The following is a 16,774-nucleotide window of genomic DNA, read 5'->3' on the forward strand; positions in this document are numbered from 1 at the left end:
CCCGCCTTCCGGCATAAGCAGGTCTTTATCGCGGAACCGGGGGCCACTTCTGCGAAACCTGCTCGGTCCCGTCAGGCCGCCTTGCAGTCGTAGAACCCTTCGCGGATCGCCTGCGGGTCGAGCTTGCGGCCGATGAAGACGACGCGGGAGACCCTGGCCTCGCCGTCCTTCCACGGTCCCTGCAGGTCGCCGTCGAGGATCTGATGGACGCCCTGGAAGACGAAGCGCTGAGGCTCGTCGGGGAAGGCGACGATGCCCTTGCAGCGCAGGATGTCCGGTCCCTGGACCTGGGTCAGGGTCGAGATCCACGGCATGAACTTCTCCGGGTCCACCGGGCCGTCGATCCGGGCCGAGACCGACTGCATCTCATCGTCGTGGTGGTGATGGTGGCCCTCTTCGAGGAAGTCCGGCTCGATGTCGAGGATGCGCGAAAGGTCGAAGGCGTTGCGGTCGAGCACCTGATCGAGGGGGACGTCGCAGCGGCTGGTGCGGTGGACCTTGGCGTAGGGGTTGATCGCGCGGATCAGGCCCTCGACGCGGTCGAGATCGGCGGGCTCCACGAGGTCCGCCTTGTTGAGCAGGATCACATCCGCGAAAGCGATCTGGTTCTTGGCCTCCGGCGCGTCCTTGAGGCGGTCGGCGAGCCATTTGGCGTCGGCCACCGTCACCACCGCGTCGAGGCGGGCGGCCCCGCCCACATCCTCGTCGATGAAGAAGGTCTGGGCCACCGGCGCCGGGTCGGCGAGGCCGGTGGTCTCGACGATGATCGCGTCGAACTTGCCGCGCCGTTTCACGAGGCCGTCCATGATGCGGATGAGGTCGCCGCGCACGGTGCAGCAGACGCAGCCGTTGTTCATCTCGAACACTTCCTCGTCGGCGCCGATGACGAGGTCGTTGTCGATGCCGATCTCGCCGAACTCGTTGACGATGACGGCGTAGCGCTTGCCGTGATTCTCGGTGAGGATGCGGTTGAGGAGCGTGGTCTTGCCGGCTCCGAGATAGCCGGTGAGCACGGTCACGGGGATCTTCGAGGAGGCGGGGGACGGGCTGTCGGACATGCGAGGCTCTTCGGGTTCGCGGGATGTCTCCCGCGTCGGCTGTGTGGTGGCTGTTATATTGTATCACCCCGTCCCGATGAAAGGGCGTTCGCTCACCCGATCCGAGGAGGTCTGAGGCTGTCGCACAGGACCATGAGGGTAGAGCGGAAGCCGGCCGATCCGGCGAGCAGCCGTTCCAGCAGGAGCGCGCCCTCAAGGGTCGCCACCACCAAGCGGGCCGTGGCGGCGGGGTCGAGACCGGGGCGCAGGCTCCCGTCGGCGCAGCCCCCGGCGAGAACCCGCTCCAGCCAGGCGATGTGCTTGTCGAAGAACCGGGCGATGTCGGCGCGCAGGACGTCCGGCAAAGTATCCATCTCGATGGCGAGCACCGCACAGAGGCAGCCGAGCCCGTCCTCGACCCCGGTGAGATAGAGCTGGCCATAGGCCTCGATCCGCGAGGCCGCGTCCCCTTTCGTGGCGAGGATGGCCGCCAGCGCCGCATCGTAGCGGGCGTCGTAGGCCGCCACCAGAGCGAGGGCGAGGTCGGTCTTCGTGCGGAAATGGTGGTGGATGCTCGCCTTGCGGATGCTCACCGCCTCGGCGAGGTCGCCATAGCTGAAGCCGGAATAGCCCCGGCCGCGCACCAGGATCTCGGCCCGGGCCAGCAACTCCGCTCTCGTGTCTCTCATGGCCGGTCGATCATGGTTCTGGCTTCGCGGAACGGGCGAGGCGGCCACGAAGGCGTGATGCGCCCGCTCCGGTCCCAGGCACTTATGCCGTTGACGGCAGCAAAAATCTACCTACTAGATGGTAGCCATAAAAACGGGAGGATAATTCATGTCGGGTCGCTTCGTCGGGCGATCATCGCAGGATATGCCATGATTTCGCATCGTGAGCGGACCATGGCCACGCGCCGCGATGCCCTGTTCGGCGGGCTGTGCCTGTGCTGCCTGCCGAGCCTCGGCCGGGCGGCCGACTCCTTCACCATGGACGAGGTCGGCCCGGGCATCTTCATGCGGCGCGGTCTCGATGCCGAGGCGACGCCCGAGAACGGCGACGCCATCGCCAATATCGGCTTCATCGTCGGTGAAAACTCCGTGCTCGTGACCGAATCCGGCGGAAGCCTCACGGACGGGGAATGGCTCCGCGCCGAGATCGCGAAACGCACGTCGAAGCCCGTCAGCCACGTGGTGCTGACCCATGTCCATCCCGACCATTGCTTCGGCGCGCAAGCGTTCGCGCGGGACAAGCCGGTCTTCATCGGCCACCACGCCCTGCGTTCGGCCCTCGATTCGCGCGGCGACTTCTACAGGACGCGTCTCGTGGAGATCCTCGGCGCCGACAAGGCCGGGTCGGCGGTCTACCCGACGATGGAGGTCGCCGACACGGCCGAGATCGACCTCGGCGGGCGGGTTCTGCGCTTCAGAGCGCACGGCGTCGCCCACACCAATTGCGACCTCTCCCTGGTCGATACGGCGACGGGCATCCTGTTCCCGGCCGATCTCCTGTTCGTCACCCGGGTTCCGTCCCTCGACGGCAGCCTGCTCGGCTGGCTCAAGGAGGTCGAGACGCTGACGGGGCTCGGAGCATCCAAGGCCGTCCCCGGCCATGGCCCGACCCTGGTCGACGCCGCCCCCGCCTTCGCCGACCTGACGCGCTACCTCACCATGCTGCGCGACGAGACCCGCAAGGCCATCGCCGCCGACCAGCCCATCGACAAGGCGGTGGACAGTATCGGCCGGTCGGAGCGCGAGAAATGGGTCCTGTTCGACACCTATAACGGCCGCAACGTCACTCAGGCCTACAAGGAGCTTGAGTGGGAATGAGTACGCGCCACATCATCACGACGAGGAGAGACGCCATGATTACCCACGCGCCGACACGAGCCTCCCGGACCCGGCGGTCGTTTTCCGCCGCCCTGTGCCTGTCCGCCGCCCTGCTGACGGGCGGTTCCGCCCTCGCCGCCGGTTCCAGCGACACCGATGCGGAGCGGCTCGAGCGCTGGAAGGAGATCTCGACATCGATCTTCGGCGACCGCGCGATCGAGGCCACCGACACGCTGATCAAGGTCGACGCCCCGCCGCGCGCCCTCGACGCCGCCCTGGTGCCGATCACCCTGATGATGCCGGAGAAGGACCGGATCGCCGCGATCCATCTCGTCATCGACGACAACCCGTCGCCCTATGCGGCGCACATCACCTTCGGCCCCGCCGCCGACCCGAACGAGATCAAGCTCCGGGTGCGGATCAACAACTACACCAACGTCCACGCCGTGGCCGAGACCAAGGACGGCAAGCTCTACGAGGCCGTGAAGTTCGTCAAAGCCTCGGGCGGATGCTCGGCCCCCATGGGGATGAGTGACGAGGAGGCGCTGAAGGGCGCCGGAGACATGAGGATGAAGTTCGCCGAAGGAGGCCAGGGCAAACCGACGGAGGCGACGCTGATGATCCGGCACCCGAATTTCAGCGGGATGCAGATGAATCAGATCACGCGGGACTACACGCCGGCCCGCTACATCAACAAACTCGACGTCACCGCCAACGGCACGCTCGTCTTCTCCATGAACGGCGACATCTCCATCGCCTCGAACCCGGTGATCAATTTCGGCCTCGCGCCCGACGCCAAGGGGCCGATCAAGGTGGTCGCCTCGGACAACCAGCAGGGCCGCTGGGAGCACAGCTTCAACCCGCCCGGCCCGAGCAACTGAGGACAGGGATGCCGAGCATGATCCGACTGATCGGAGCCGCAGCTTTCGCCCTCGCCGCCCTGTCGGGCGCTACCGTACAGGCTGCGAGCCCAGCGGACTCGCCCGTGAACGTGCCGGAACCCGAGGGGTTCTGGACCGGGCCGCCGAAGGGCTACACCCCTAAAACCCTGACGGGCGCCACCGTGGTGGATATCGGTGCCCTCGACCGCCTCGTGGCCGCCGAGAAGCCGGTGATGATCGACGTGGCCTTGGCCGACCGGAAGCCGGCGGGCTTTCCGGAGGACCGGCCCTGGCTGCCGGCCCACCGCTCGATTCCCGGCAGCGTCTGGATGCCCGGCGCGGGCGCGGCGCCCATGGACCCGGCGCGGGAGGCGCAGTTCCTTGCCCGCGTCGCCGACCTCACCGGCGGCGACAAGACGAAGCCGGTGGTGACCTTCTGCCACCCCGAATGCTGGGGCAGCTGGAATGCCGGAAAGCGCCTGATCCAGAACGGCTATTCCCGCGTCTACTGGTTCGCCGACGGGGTCGAGGGCTGGCAGGACAGCCACGAGACGACGATCCTCAAGGTCGACGCCGCCTGGGCGGCCAAGCCCATTGGCGAAGCCCTGCGGTAAAGACGGACGAGGGGAACCGGCGCGCGGGATCGCCGCCGGCTCTGCCCCGCACACGATCCCCGATCGAGACAGCCCCGATGATCAGCCGTCGCGCCCTCCTCCTCACGACGGCCCTCCTCGCCGCCCCCTATGGCGCCTCGGCGGCCGAACCGTTCGACGAGGCGGCCTTCGCGGCTGCCCAGGCGGCCGGCCAGGCGGTCGTCGTGGAGGTGACGGCCCCCTGGTGCCCGATCTGCAAGACCCAGCGGCCGATCCTGAAGGCGCTGTCCGAACAGCCGCGCTTCAAGGATCTGGCAATCTACGAGATCGACTTCGATACGCAGAAGGCCCTGATGCGCCGGTTCGATGCCCGCATGCAGAGCACGCTCATCGTCTTCAAGGGACGCGAGGAGGTCGGCCGCTCCGTGGGCGAGACGCAGGGCGAATGGATCGAGTCCCTGGTGGAGAAGGCGCTGTAGAGCGGCGCCGGCAATCCAGCGGGCACCCCTGTCATGAATACGTCCCTTCCATGAATGCCTCGCTCGGCCTCGCCTTCCTCGCCGGCCTTCTCACCATCCTCTCTCCCTGCGTGCTGCCGCTGCTTCCCATCGTTTTGGGGGCTGCGGCTTCCGAGCATCGTTTCGGGCCGGCGGCCCTGGCGGCTGGGCTCGCTCTGTCCTTCGTGGCGCTCGGCCTGTTCGTGGCGACGGTGGGGTTCAGTCTCGGCCTCGACGGCGACGTTTTTCGCCCGGTGGCGGCGCTCCTGCTCGTCATCGTCGGCGCGGTCCTCATCGTGCCCGCCCTTCAGACCCGTCTCGCCGCCGCCGCCGGGCCGTTGAGCGACCGGGTGGAGCGGCGCTTCGGCGGCATCGCGACCACCGGCCTCGCTGGCCAGTTCAGCGTCGGCCTCCTGCTCGGTGCGGTGTGGAGCCCCTGCGTGGGGCCGACCCTGGGCGCCGCCTCCCTCCTCGCCGCGCAGGGAAAGGATCTGGCGCAGGTCGCGCTCACCATGCTGGTCTTCGGCCTCGGTGCAGCCCTGCCCCTGCTCGGCCTCGGCCTGCTGTCGCGACGGGTGCTGATCGCGTGGCGGGCGCGGATGATGCGGGCCGGCACGGGCCTCAAGGCCGCGCTCGGACTCGTCCTCGTCCTGACCGGGCTCGCGATTCTGACGGGGCTCGACAAGCGTCTCGAGACGGCCCTCGTGGCGGCCTCGCCGGACTGGCTGACCGCCCTGACCACCCGTTTTTAAGGTATACCACGCGTCCCCATGCGGAAGACCGCGACTTGCCGACGAATTCAGCACCATCAGGGGCTTATGGACTAAAGTCGCCCGTTGACACGGCCCTGGTTGTGGCAGAATAAAGGCACCGGAGACGGCCCGACGTCTAGGGAGGAAACGCCCGGCAAGGGTTGCGACGACAGGCGACGCCATCGCCGACATCGTCAGCATAAGATCCGTCAGCCTCTCCGATTTCTTGCATACAGGCGACTTGGATACAGGCGACCGTGACCGTCATCTCGGCGCGTGATTTCGGCACCCCGAGCGTATAGACATCCCCGACATGCCTGCGGCCTTCGCGCCGCCGGCCGAACCGGGTTGAGATCGATGTCGCAAGTCGTTCAGTCACGCCGCATCCGAGCCGTGGACCTCGCCAAGCGCAAGGCCGAAGGCGCCAAGATCATCGCGCTGACGGCCTACCACGCCCACACCGCCAGCATCCTCGATCCCCATTGCGACTTCATCCTGGTGGGCGATTCCCTCGGCATGGTCATGCACGGGATGGAAACGACCCTGCCGGTGACCCTGGAGATGATGATCGTCCAGGCGCAGGCCGTGATCCGCGGCACATCGAAGGCCCTCATCGTCGTCGACATGCCGTTCGGCTCCTACGAGGCGAGCCCGCAGCAGGCCTTCATGAGCGCCGCCCGTGTGCTGAAGGAGACCGGCGCCGGCGCGATCAAGATGGAGGGCGGCGCGCGGTTCGCCGAGACGGTCAGCTTCCTGGTGGAGCGGGGCATCCCGGTGATGGGCCATATCGGCCTCACCCCCCAATCCGTGAACACGATGGGCGGGTTCCGGGTGCAGGGACGCGGCGAGGACGGCGAGCGCAAGCTGATGCGGGACGCCCAGGCGATCAGCGACGCGGGAGCCTTCGCCATCGTCATGGAAGGCATCGTCGAACCCGTGGCCCGCGCCATCGCCACGAACCCCTCCATCACCACGGTGACCATCGGCATCGGCGCCTCCACCGCCTGCGACGGCCAGATCCTCGTCCTCGAGGACATGCTGGGCCTGAGCGACCGGGTGCCGAAATTCGTGAAGCGCTTCGGCTCCCTGCGCGGGCAGATCGAGGGTGCCGTGGAAGCCTATGCGGAAGAGGTCCGCGCCGGCCGCTTCCCGGCGGACGAGCACACCTACGATCCCGTCTGAGCGAGGTTGGCACACCGCCTCGGGCTCGCCCGTTGCCGGGCGCCCGCGAGCGAGGCCGATGCCGCGCCGAACCCGTTGACGACCGCGGCTTGAGCGGCAGCCGAAAGACGTCGTTCGGGTCCTCGATCGCCCTTGCGACGGTCGTCTTCGATCCCCGTTGTCGAAGGCTCATAGGTAGACGGCGTCAGGCTGTGCCGCCGCACTTTTTCCCATGACGCCAAATCGACGCAGAAGGCTGATTGTTCATCGCCTGAACGGAAGTTTTTAGAAGATTATAAGCATTTTGCATAAATATTAAGCAAATTGGATGATGTCGTGGACCAATTTGTGGCCCGCGACACCTAATCTGTATAGTTTGAAAGCATTCGCAATGAAGATGACGATCAAGCTGAGGCTTGTAGCACTTCTGGCTTGTATCGGGCTGGTTCTCCTCGCGACTTCAGGCATCGCTAATCTTGCTTTGAATTGGAGTCAACAAAGCCTCAAGACCACCTTCGATGATCGTGTCATTCCCCTCCGGCAATTCATCGTCATCCGAGATTCCTATGATGACCTGACCAACGTCTCGCGCGCGTTGCGCGGCCGGCAGATCGAACCGGCTCAGGCCAGGCAGAAGATCGAGCGCGACCTCTCGAACATCACCACGCAATGGTCGGCCTATCTGGCGACCTACCTGACACCGGAAGAGGACATTCTCGCCAAGGACCTGCAGGGGCGGATCGACGGGAACGGCCTCGTCATGGCTGAGATCCTCAAGCGCGTCGATGCCGGGAACGGTTCGGATTTCGAGACGACGCATGCGGACTTGCTGAAAGGCTTGCAGGCGACCAACCCGATACTGACGAAACTGGCCACGCTGCAGGTGCGTGAGGCGGAGGCGGAATACCGGCGCTCCGAGGCGACGTCCGGTTGGACGCGGCTCACATTGCTCGCCGCCCTCGGTCTCGCCGCGCTCACCATTGCCTACGGCGTCTATACGATCATCGCGCATGTCATCCGCCCGCTCGGCAACCTCGTCAGCGTTCTCCAGCGCATGGCCCGGGGTGAGGTCGATGCGGAGATCAAGGAAGCCGCCCGCGGTGACGAGATCGGCGCCGTCGGCAAGGCCGTCGAGGGCATCAAGGCCATGGTCGCCCGCAAGGCCGCCGAGGAGTTCGAGGTCAAGCGCCGGGCGGACGAGGCTGCGGCGGCCGAGCGCAAGCGCACGATGATCGAGTTGGCGGACGGCTTCGAGCGTGCCGTCGGCGGTATCGTCGGAACCGTGTCCTCATCGGCCACCGAACTCCAGGCCACTGCCCAGCAGATGACCGCCAGCGCCAACGAGACGGCGGCTCGGTCCTCCACCGTCGCGGCGGCCGCCGAGGAGGCCGCCACCAACGTCAACACCGTCGCGGCGGCGGCCGAGGAATTGGGCTCGTCGGTGCAGGAGATCGGTCGCCAGGTGTCCGGCTCGGCCATGCTCGCTCAATCGGCCGTGGGCGAGGCCGACCAGACCGTGCATCTGGTCCAGGCCCTGCAAACCACGTCGGCCCGGATCGGCGACATGGTGGGCATGATCTCGACCATCGCCAGCCAGACCAACCTGCTGGCGCTCAATGCCACGATCGAAGCGGCGCGCGCCGGCGCGGCGGGGCGGGGCTTCGCGGTGGTGGCGAGCGAGGTGAAGGCCCTCGCCGCACAGACCGCCAAGGCGACCGAGGAGATCGGCCGCCAGATCGGCGAGGTGCAGGGCGTCACCGCACAGGCCGTGATGGCGATCGGTGGCATCACCGGGCGGATCCGCGAGATCGACGACATGGCGGCCTCGATCGCCGCCGCGGTGGAGCAGCAGGGGGCGGCGACGGAGGAGATCGTCCGCAACGTCGCCCAAGCATCGGCGGGCACGACCGAGGTGACCGGCAATATCGCCGGTGTGGCGCAGGCCTCGGAGGAGACCGGGATGGCGGCCGGACAGGTCCTGTCCGCCGCCTCCGAACTGTCGCGCCAGTCCGAGCATCTCGGCGCGGAGGTCTCGCGCTTCCTCTCGACCATCCGCGCCGCCTGACCCGACCTCACGCCACGCCTCGACGGTCCGCCTCCGCCCCGACAGGAATGGAACGCGGACCGTCCCCCATCCACCCGTGAGCGGCGCTCCAGAAAGAGGCCGGGCACGGATGCCCCTAGCGGACCCCGCCTCCGAAGGCCGTGGCAATCTCAGAAGTGCCGCCGAGCAGGATGTCGAGGGCCAGGATGAGCCCGAGGGCCGCGATATAGACGACCGTGAACAGGTCCCTGTCCTCTTTGCCGGCCAGTATCAGGCCGGCGAAGGGAACGGTCTGGAGCGCCAGGATGGCGGGAAGGTGCATGACGGTCCTCGAAGGGTCGGGGAATAGTCCCGGCCCCTCCCCGGGGGCCGGGTCTGCTGAGGCCGGACCGGTGACGCGACCTGGACGGATCAGACGGATGTCCGTGCGAGGCGGGCGGGGCCGGATTCCTCCATCGTGTCCGGAGCAAGAGCCGGGCCTTGCGCGAGGTAGCGCGCCCGCATCGGCCGGAGCACGAACATCGCCAGCGCCGCCGCCGCCACGTTCAGCCCGATGATGATCGAGAACACCGCCGACCAGCCGTAGGTTGCCGAGATGACGCTCGCCACCGGCACGAGGAACGAGGCCGTCCCCTTGGCGGTGTAGAGCAGGCCGGCATTGGTGGTGGCGAAGGTGGAGCCGAACGTGTCGCCGCAGGTGGCTGGGAACAGCGAGTAGATCTCGCCGAAGACGCCGAAATAGATCGCCGTGGAGAAGACGAAGACCAGCGGGTTGGTGCCGTAGCTCAGGAGCAGGACGATCGCCGCCGCCGCCGTCGCGAAGGCGATGAACATCGTGTTCTCGCGCCCGATCGTATCGGAGACGAAACCGAAGAACGGGCGCCCGAACCCGTCGAAGATCCGGTCCAGAGAGATGGCGAAGGTCAGCGCCGCCATCTGCAGGCCGAACAGGCTGACCGGCACGTCGGCGACCTTGAAGTCATGGGCGATGGGCGCGATCTGCGCCGCCGCCATCAGGCCGCCCGAGGCCACCATCACGAAGATCGCGTACATCACCCAGAAGACCGGGGTGCGCACCACCTCGCGCGGTGTGCGGTCGACCTTGGTCTGGGGCAGGCGCAGGCTCTTGCGCTGCATCGGCACGGCGACGGAGGGCTTGCGCAGCAGGAACGACAGCAGGACCACGATGGCGCCCTGGCCGAGGCCGAAATACAGGAAGGCGTCCTGGTAGCCGCTGCTGGCGATCATCTTGGCGATCGGCACCACCGTCACCGCGGCGCCCGCACCGAAGCCGGCCGCCGTGGCGCCGGCGGCGAGGCCGCGCCGATGCGGAAACCATTTCAGGGCGTTGCCGACGCAGGTGCCGTAGACCGAGCCGGCGCCGATGCCGCCGACCACCGCCGCGCCGTAGAGCATCCACAGGGACGAGGCCTGGGAGTTGATGAGCCAGGCCAGCGCGATCATCACGCCGCCGAAACAGACCACGATGCGCGGGCCGTAGCGGTCCACGAACCAGGCCTCCACCGGCACCAGCCAGGTCTCGGTGGCGACGAAGATCGTGAAGGCGAACTGGATCGCCGCCCGGCCCCAGTGGAACTTCGCGTCGATGGGATCGACGAAGAGGGTCCAGCCGTATTGCAGGTTGGCGATCATCGCCATGCAGAGCACGCCGAAGGCGAGTTGCCGCCATTTGGCGGAAGGCGGGTCCTGGCGTTCCGTCCCGGTATCCGTTGTTGCCATCCCTGAATCCATTCTTGCTTGGTGATGCGTGGCGTCGCTCCGGCCATCATGCATCAAAATTCAAGGCATACAATATACCACGGATTAAAATTCAGGATCGTTCGTGTGGTCGAAAGCGCGGCTGCAGCAGCGTTGCCGCGATGTTGCACGGCGATGACGCTCCACAGCGAAACGGCGATCCCGCTTCATCGCCAAATCGGAAACGGTCGCTTGGACATGCAACCCAAGGTGCGTCCCGCTTGCAGGACGACGCACTGCGCGGAGCCTCGATCGGTGCCGAAAATCGCCTCATCGAGGCAATCAACGAGGTACCACTGGAAGTATAAGATCGTAGTTTGGATCTATACCAATTCCAGAAGATAGCACTTGCATGCATATTACCTTCTTTGCCAGATGAATGCAGAACACGAGTTCGAGAGCAGTCGTTCTTTACAACGTTTCTGATCTCATCAAATTCTGGCAAATCGGGTCCCGCTGTGCATCAGCTTTCGCTCAATCATCGCGGCCAAGCCGCGGTATCGTCCGTTCGCGGGCATGTCATCCTTGCTATGCTGTCGAGCGTCGCCGTCCTGGCCGTTCTGTCGAAACCAGTCTTGGCGCAGGGCGCGGACCACGCGGTGACCCTCGATACCTTGTCGGTCGACGGAGTAGGCGGCCGGCCGAGCGCATCGGGAGCGGATGCCGGCGGTCCCGTCGGCCCGGTCCGAGGCTATACCGCCACGCGCAGCATCGTCGGCACCAAGACGGACACGCCTATTCTCGAAACCGCCCAGTCGATTTCCGTCGTCTCCCGCAAGCAGATCGAAGACCAGAACGCGCTCACCATCAACCAAGCCCTGCGCTACACGCCGAGCGTCACCACCGAGCAGCGCGGCGGCTCCGGCTCGACCCGGCTCGAGCAGTTCCTCATCCGCGGCTTCACGGCTCCCCTCTTCCTCGACGGCATGCGCCTGCCGAGCAGCCGCGACGCCGGCCCGTCCGTCGATCCGTTCCGCCTGGAGCGCGTCGACATCATCAAGGGACCGGCCTCGGTCCTCTACGGCCAGTCGGGTCCGGGCGGCATCGTCAACCTCGTGAGCAAGGTCCCGTCCTTCGTCCGCCACGGCGAGATCTTCATCCAGGGCGGCGATTACAACACCGTGCGCGGTGGCGTCGATGTCGGGGGCCCGATCGAGGGCCACAGCGTCCTCGCGGACCAGTTCGCCTACCGCATTATCGCGGCCGGCTGGAATGCAGACGGCCCGGCCAGGACCACCTCTATCGAGCGCAGCTTCATCAATCCAAGCGTGACGTGGCGCCCGTCTGCCGACACCTCGCTGACGGTCATCGGCCTGTACCAGCGCGACCCCTATTCCGGCTATTACGGCGCCCTGCCCGCCAAGGGCACGCTGTTCCCCTCGAATTTCGGCGTCGCCAACGGGCCCCTCGGCCGCCTGCCGCGCAACTTCTACGACGGCGACCCGAACATCGAGCGCTCCGACCGCACCCAGGCCTCGGCGACCTATATCTTCGATCACCGTTTCGACGAGGGGATCCGCGTCCACTCCTCGGGTCGCTTCCTGCGCACCCTTGGCGATTACCGCAGCCTCTACGACGCCACCTCGAACAACCTCGCCTGGGGCGGCCGCTTCCTCGGACGGGCCGCCGGCGGCACCAACGTGGCCATCGACGCCTTCACCAACGACAACAACATCGTGGCCAATTTCGAGACCGGCCCGCTTTCCCATACCGTCCTCGTCGGCCTCGATCACCAGACGCTCTATACGAAGACGTTCAGCACGCCGTTCCCGCCCGTTCCCCAGAGCCTCGACCTGCTCAACCCGGTCTACGGGCTGACCAACATCCCCTTCCCGGCCTTTTCGGGCTACTCCGACATCACTGCTCACCAGACCGGGATCTACTTCCAGGATCAGGTCAAGATCGACCGCCTGACGCTGACCCTCGGCGGTCGCTACGATTGGGTGAGACAGAGCGGCCCGACCCGAGACATGGCGGGCGCCATCGTCAGCACTCAGGACGCGCCGAGCGAAGCCTTCACCGGTCGGGCGAGCCTCCTCTATCTCTTCGACAGCGGCATCGCCCCCTATGTCAGCTATTCGGAGGCTTTCGAGCCGCAGTTCTCCGGACAGATCTTCACCGGTGACCCGAGCTTCGGCCGCCTGCCCGATCCCATCACCAGCCGGCAGTTCGAAGCCGGCGTGAAGTACCAGCCACCCGGCACCGACATCTTGCTCACGGCCGCCGCCTTCGACATCAAGCGCCAGAACTCGCTTTCGCCCGATCTAGTGAACGGCCGGAACTTTTCCATTCAGAACGGCGAGGTGAGCGTACAGGGCATCGAGTTCGAAGCGCGGGCCAGCATCACCGAGAACCTCACCGTCATCGGCGGCTTCTCCCTCATCGATGCCATCAACTCTGCCGGCACCGGTACAACGATCAACGAGACGACCCGCCAGACCGTGAACCTCGTCGGCCTGCGCCCGATCCAGGTGCCGGACACCACGATCTCGCTCTTCGGCAATTACCAGGTCCGCACGGGCATGTTCGCCGGGCTCGGCTTCGGTGGCGGCTTCCGCTATCTCGGGGGCTCGCAGGGCGATGCTGCCAACAGCATCAAGGTGCCGGCCAACCTCGTTGTCGACGCCGTCGCATCTTATGACTTCAGCTACCTGTCTCCGAGCCTGAAAGGCATGCAGTTGCAGGTCAACGCTCAGAACCTCCTCGATGAGACCTACGTGCAATCCTGTGCCTTCCAGGCCTGGTGCTGGTACGGTGCGCCGCGCACCGTGCTCGCGACGCTCCGGTATCGCTGGTAAAACCATGGTCTCGCGGCGGGCCGCATCCGAAGGGCGGGACGTGCATGCGGCACGCCCTTCGGCCTTGCGCGCCGCCGCGCCTCTACCGAGACCGCTCGAGAGCGACATGCCTGGGGAAAGCAACATGCCTGGGGAAAGCGACATGCCTGGAGGAAGTGCGGCATGAAGAACGGCCTTCGCCAATCCATGGCCTGGCTGCACGCCTGGTCCGGCCTCGTGGTCGGCTGGGTGCTGTTCGCCGTCTTCGTCACCGGGACGGCGAGTTACTATCGCACGGACATCACGGCCTGGATGCAGCCGGAACTGCGCCGGGAATCGGCGGAGACCGCCCTCGACCTGCCCCGCGCGGCCGAGATTGGGCTCGCCCATCTCCAGGCGCACGCCGTGGGCGCGCGGACCTGGTCCATCGGCCTGCCGCAGCCGGACCGGCCGATCATCGACCTGTTCTGGCGGACGAAGCCGGGGGCGCCCCCGAGCATCGTCCAACTCGACGGACGCACCGGCGAGCCGGCTTCCTTCAGGAAGACCAGGGGCGGCGACTTCCTCTACCGTTTCCATTTCGAACTGCACATGCCGCCGCTCTGGGGGCGCTGGATCGTCGGCATCTGCGCGATGATCATGCTGGTGGCGCTCATCAGCGGCATCATCACCCATCGCCGGATCTTCGCCGATTTCTTCACCCTGCGCCGGGACAAATCCGCCCAGCGCGGCTGGCTCGACGCGCATAACGTCACCGGCGTGCTGGCGCTGCCCTACCACCTGATGATCACCTATACGGGCATCGTCACCCTGGCGATGATGTACATGCCCTGGGGCGTCACCACCGCCTATCAGGGTGATGCGACGCGCTTCTACGCCGAGACGTCCCAGATCACGACGCAGCGCCCGCCCTTGGGTCAGCCCGGAACCCTCGCCCCGATCGGGCCGATGGTCGCCCGTGCCGTGGCCACGATCCACGAACCGCTCGAGCGCCTGTCCATCGTCAATCCGGGCGATGCCAGGGCCACCGTGATCGCGATTTTCGAGGAGCCGCACGGGCTCGCCCATCAGCATCCGCAGATCGCCTTCGACGGGACCACCGGCGAGATCGTCGAGGTCCTGCAGGGTGGGCTGAAGCCGGCGGCCAAGACCTTCACCACCATGGTCGGCCTGCACGAGGCCCATTTCGCCGGGCCAGCCCTGCGAATCCTGTTCTTCCTCTGCGGCCTGATGGGATGCGTCATGGTGGCGAGCGGCCTGATCCTGTGGTCCGTCGCCCGGCTGCCGAAACCCGGCGAGACCTCGTTTCTCGGCCTTCGTGTGGTGCAGGCCCTCAACATCGGCACCGTCATCGGCCTGCCGGCGGCGATCGCGGTGTATTTCCTCGCCAACCGGATCCTCCCTCCGGGCCTCACCGGCCGCCTCGACTGGGAGGTCCGGGCCTTCTTCGCCGCCTGGATCGTGATGAGCGTGGTTTCGCTGTTCCGGCCTCACCGGGCCGCATGGCGGGAGATGGCCCTCGTCACCGCCGCCCTGTTCCTCGCCGTGGCTTTGGCGGATCTCGCCGCCGCCGCCGCGCCTGGCCCGAGCGCCCTGCTGCGGCACGACCCGCGCTTCCTCTGGTTCGATGCCGCCATGACCGCCCTGGCGGGATTGTTCGCGCTCGTTGCCCGCAAGGTGGCACGGTTCCAGACCCGCACGCGCGCGAAACCCGCCCCCGTCGGCGCGCCGAGGACCGCCTGAATCCGGGTGAAGCGAAAGCGGGAGCAAGAACCGGGATGCGGCCGGCGATCCTCAGGGCCAGTATGACGACCTGAGGCGGCGGCGCTCCCCGCGCCGTCGTCGCCCGGTCAGGAGATCGACGCCGTGTCCGCCCCCGAATCGATGTCCCGCCCAGATGTCCTGCCCGCCACAGGCCGCCACCTCGACGGCGACGACGCGGCGAAATGGGCCTCCCTCGCCGCCCGCGACGAAGCCGCCGATGGCCGCTTCGTTTATGCGGTACGCACCACCGGAATCTATTGCCGTCCGAGCTGCGCCGCCCGCCCGGCACGGCGCGAGAATGTCAGCTTCCATGCCACCTGCGCCGAGGCGGAGGAGGCCGGCTTTCGCCCCTGCAAGCGCTGCCGGCCCAACGCGCCGAGCCTCGCCGTGCGTCGGGCCGAGGCCGTCGCCCGCGCCTGCCGCCTCATCGACGAATCCGAGACGGTGCCGGGCCTCGGGGTGCTGGCGGAGGCGACCGGGCTCAGCGCGTTCCATTTCCACCGGGTGTTCAAGGCGGTCACCGGCGTGACGCCGAAGGCCTATGCGGCGGCACGGCGCGCGGAGGCCCTCGCCTCGGGCCTGGGCCGGTCCCCATCGGTGACGCAGGCGATCTACGAGGCCGGATACGCCTCGCCGAGCCGCTTCTACGCGGACGCGACGGACCGCCTCGGCATGGCCCCGAACATCTACCGCCGGGGCGGCGAAGGGGTCGCGATCCGGTTCGGCATCGGCCAATGCGCCCTCGGCGCCATCCTAGTGGCGGCGACAGCCAAGGGACTCTGCGCCATCCTGCTCGGAGACGATCCCGAGATCCTCGTCCGCGACCTCGAGGACCGTTTCCCGAAGGCCGAACTCTTCGGCGGCGACCCGGATTTCGAGGCGTGGATGGCGCAGGTGGTGGGGTTCGTGGCTTGCCCCTCGCGCGGTCTCGACCTGCCGCTGGACATCGGCGGCACCGCCTTCCAGCAGCGGGTCTGGGACGCCCTGCGCAGGATCCCCATCGGCACCACAGCGACCTATGCGGAGATCGCCCGCGCCATCGGCGCGCCGGCGGCCACCCGTGCCGTGGCGCGGGCCTGCGGCGCGAACCCCATCGCCGTGGCGATTCCCTGCCACCGGGTTGTCCGTTCGGACGGGGCGCTCTCCGGCTACCGCTGGGGCGTCGCGCGCAAGCGCGACCTCCTCACCCGAGAGGGCGTCGCCCCCTGACCGCGACATTCGCGCACTGATATCGATGGCCGCGCTACCCCATCCGGAGGATGTGGCCCGCACCGTCCCGTGGCATGACCGTCCCCGGAGAGGGAGAATGCCGTGACGAGCGCCGCGACGCCGGATTTCTACTGGCTGGGTTTCGAAGCCTACGGGCGTGGCGAGACCATCGATCGCGCCCCGGGCGGCGAGGAATCCGCCGACAGGCAGGATTGGATCGACGGCTGGGAGTTCGGCAAGTTCGCCTCCGCCGCTAGCCCCGATCCCGACGATCTCGACGCCGCCGAGCCGCCGCCGCTTGCCGCAGCGCATCCGTCCGCGCCGACGGACCGTTTGTTTTGTCGAACGACCCCAACTGAACGAGCGCGGACCAGATGACGGCCGGCGGGGCTCGGGACACGGGCTGCCCCCTTGCCTAGAAGCTTCGGGGAAACGACTTTCGGCTTAGGGAGCAGCGACAGCAAGGGCCTTCTCC

At 67.2% G+C, this 16,774-nt stretch carries 15 protein-coding genes; 11 read left to right on the plus strand and 4 right to left on the minus strand.

From position 1 onward, the window contains the following. Positions 1-71: 71 nt before the first annotated feature. Entirely contained in the window at positions 72-1,058 is a 987-nt protein-coding gene (locus K368_RS0102110; RefSeq protein WP_027170939.1) for a GTP-binding protein, read from the minus strand. Between the two features lie 92 nt (positions 1,059-1,150). Continuing rightward, complete coding sequence (locus K368_RS0102115) at positions 1,151-1,726, minus strand: TetR/AcrR family transcriptional regulator (protein WP_027170940.1); 576 nt, start codon at positions 1,724-1,726, stop codon at positions 1,151-1,153. 189 nt (positions 1,727-1,915) lie between these two features. Between K368_RS0102115 and K368_RS0102120 the strand changes: the two genes are divergently transcribed. From K368_RS0102120 to K368_RS0102150, 7 genes are all read left to right on the plus strand, one after another. Beyond that, positions 1,916-2,863 carry a quinoprotein relay system zinc metallohydrolase 2 gene (locus K368_RS0102120; RefSeq protein ID WP_027170941.1) on the plus strand — a complete coding sequence of 316 codons (948 nt, stop codon included), beginning with the start codon at positions 1,916-1,918 and terminating at the stop codon, positions 2,861-2,863. 35 nt (positions 2,864-2,898) lie between these two features. Next, positions 2,899-3,744 (plus strand): quinoprotein dehydrogenase-associated SoxYZ-like carrier, encoded by an 846-nt coding sequence (locus K368_RS0102125; protein WP_027170942.1) that lies wholly within the window; start codon positions 2,899-2,901, stop codon positions 3,742-3,744. Positions 3,745-3,752: 8 nt separating this feature from the next. Further along, a complete protein-coding gene (locus K368_RS0102130; protein ID WP_197030968.1) occupies positions 3,753-4,358 on the plus strand; it encodes a rhodanese-like domain-containing protein in 606 nt (201 codons plus the stop codon). Positions 4,359-4,435: 77 nt separating this feature from the next. Then, entirely contained in the window at positions 4,436-4,816 is a 381-nt protein-coding gene (locus K368_RS0102135) for a thioredoxin family protein (RefSeq protein WP_027170944.1), read from the plus strand. Between the two features lie 50 nt (positions 4,817-4,866). Then, a complete protein-coding gene (locus tag K368_RS0102140; RefSeq protein WP_027170945.1) occupies positions 4,867-5,586 on the plus strand; it encodes a cytochrome c biogenesis protein CcdA in 720 nt (239 codons plus the stop codon). Positions 5,587-5,943: 357 nt separating this feature from the next. Further along, a complete protein-coding gene (panB, locus tag K368_RS0102145) occupies positions 5,944-6,768 on the plus strand; it encodes a 3-methyl-2-oxobutanoate hydroxymethyltransferase (RefSeq protein WP_027170946.1) in 825 nt (274 codons plus the stop codon). 370 nt (positions 6,769-7,138) lie between these two features. Continuing rightward, a complete protein-coding gene (locus tag K368_RS0102150) occupies positions 7,139-8,812 on the plus strand; it encodes a methyl-accepting chemotaxis protein (RefSeq protein WP_051439722.1) in 1,674 nt (557 codons plus the stop codon). A 115-nt stretch (positions 8,813-8,927) separates the two neighbouring features. Here the strand turns inward: K368_RS0102150 and K368_RS0102155 are convergent, their stop codons facing one another. Further along, positions 8,928-9,113 (minus strand): hypothetical protein, encoded by a 186-nt coding sequence (locus K368_RS0102155; protein WP_027170948.1) that lies wholly within the window; start codon positions 9,111-9,113, stop codon positions 8,928-8,930. A gap of 89 nt (positions 9,114-9,202) precedes the next feature. After that, a complete protein-coding gene (oxlT, locus tag K368_RS0102160) occupies positions 9,203-10,531 on the minus strand; it encodes an oxalate/formate MFS antiporter (RefSeq protein WP_027170949.1) in 1,329 nt (442 codons plus the stop codon). Between the two features lie 548 nt (positions 10,532-11,079). Here oxlT and K368_RS0102165 point away from each other — a divergent pair. The 4 genes from K368_RS0102165 to K368_RS0102180 all read left to right on the plus strand — a co-directional run bounded on the left by K368_RS0102165 (position 11,080) and on the right by K368_RS0102180 (position 16,677). Beyond that, the gene (locus tag K368_RS0102165; RefSeq protein ID WP_245259473.1) at positions 11,080-13,347 is read left to right on the plus strand and encodes a TonB-dependent siderophore receptor; all 2,268 of its coding nucleotides are present in this window, start codon (positions 11,080-11,082) and stop codon (positions 13,345-13,347) included. A gap of 162 nt (positions 13,348-13,509) precedes the next feature. Then, positions 13,510-15,069 (plus strand): PepSY-associated TM helix domain-containing protein, encoded by a 1,560-nt coding sequence (locus tag K368_RS0102170; RefSeq protein WP_027170951.1) that lies wholly within the window; start codon positions 13,510-13,512, stop codon positions 15,067-15,069. A gap of 141 nt (positions 15,070-15,210) precedes the next feature. Next, positions 15,211-16,299, plus strand: a complete 1,089-nt coding sequence (ada, locus tag K368_RS0102175; RefSeq protein ID WP_027170952.1) for a bifunctional DNA-binding transcriptional regulator/O6-methylguanine-DNA methyltransferase Ada — start codon at positions 15,211-15,213, stop codon at positions 16,297-16,299. 102 nt (positions 16,300-16,401) lie between these two features. Then, positions 16,402-16,677 (plus strand): hypothetical protein, encoded by a 276-nt coding sequence (locus K368_RS0102180; RefSeq protein ID WP_027170953.1) that lies wholly within the window; start codon positions 16,402-16,404, stop codon positions 16,675-16,677. Positions 16,678-16,774: the final 97 nt, after the last annotated feature.

The sequence above is a fragment of the Methylobacterium sp. 10 genome, assembly GCF_000519085.1.
Taxonomy (GTDB): domain Bacteria; phylum Pseudomonadota; class Alphaproteobacteria; order Rhizobiales; family Beijerinckiaceae; genus Methylobacterium.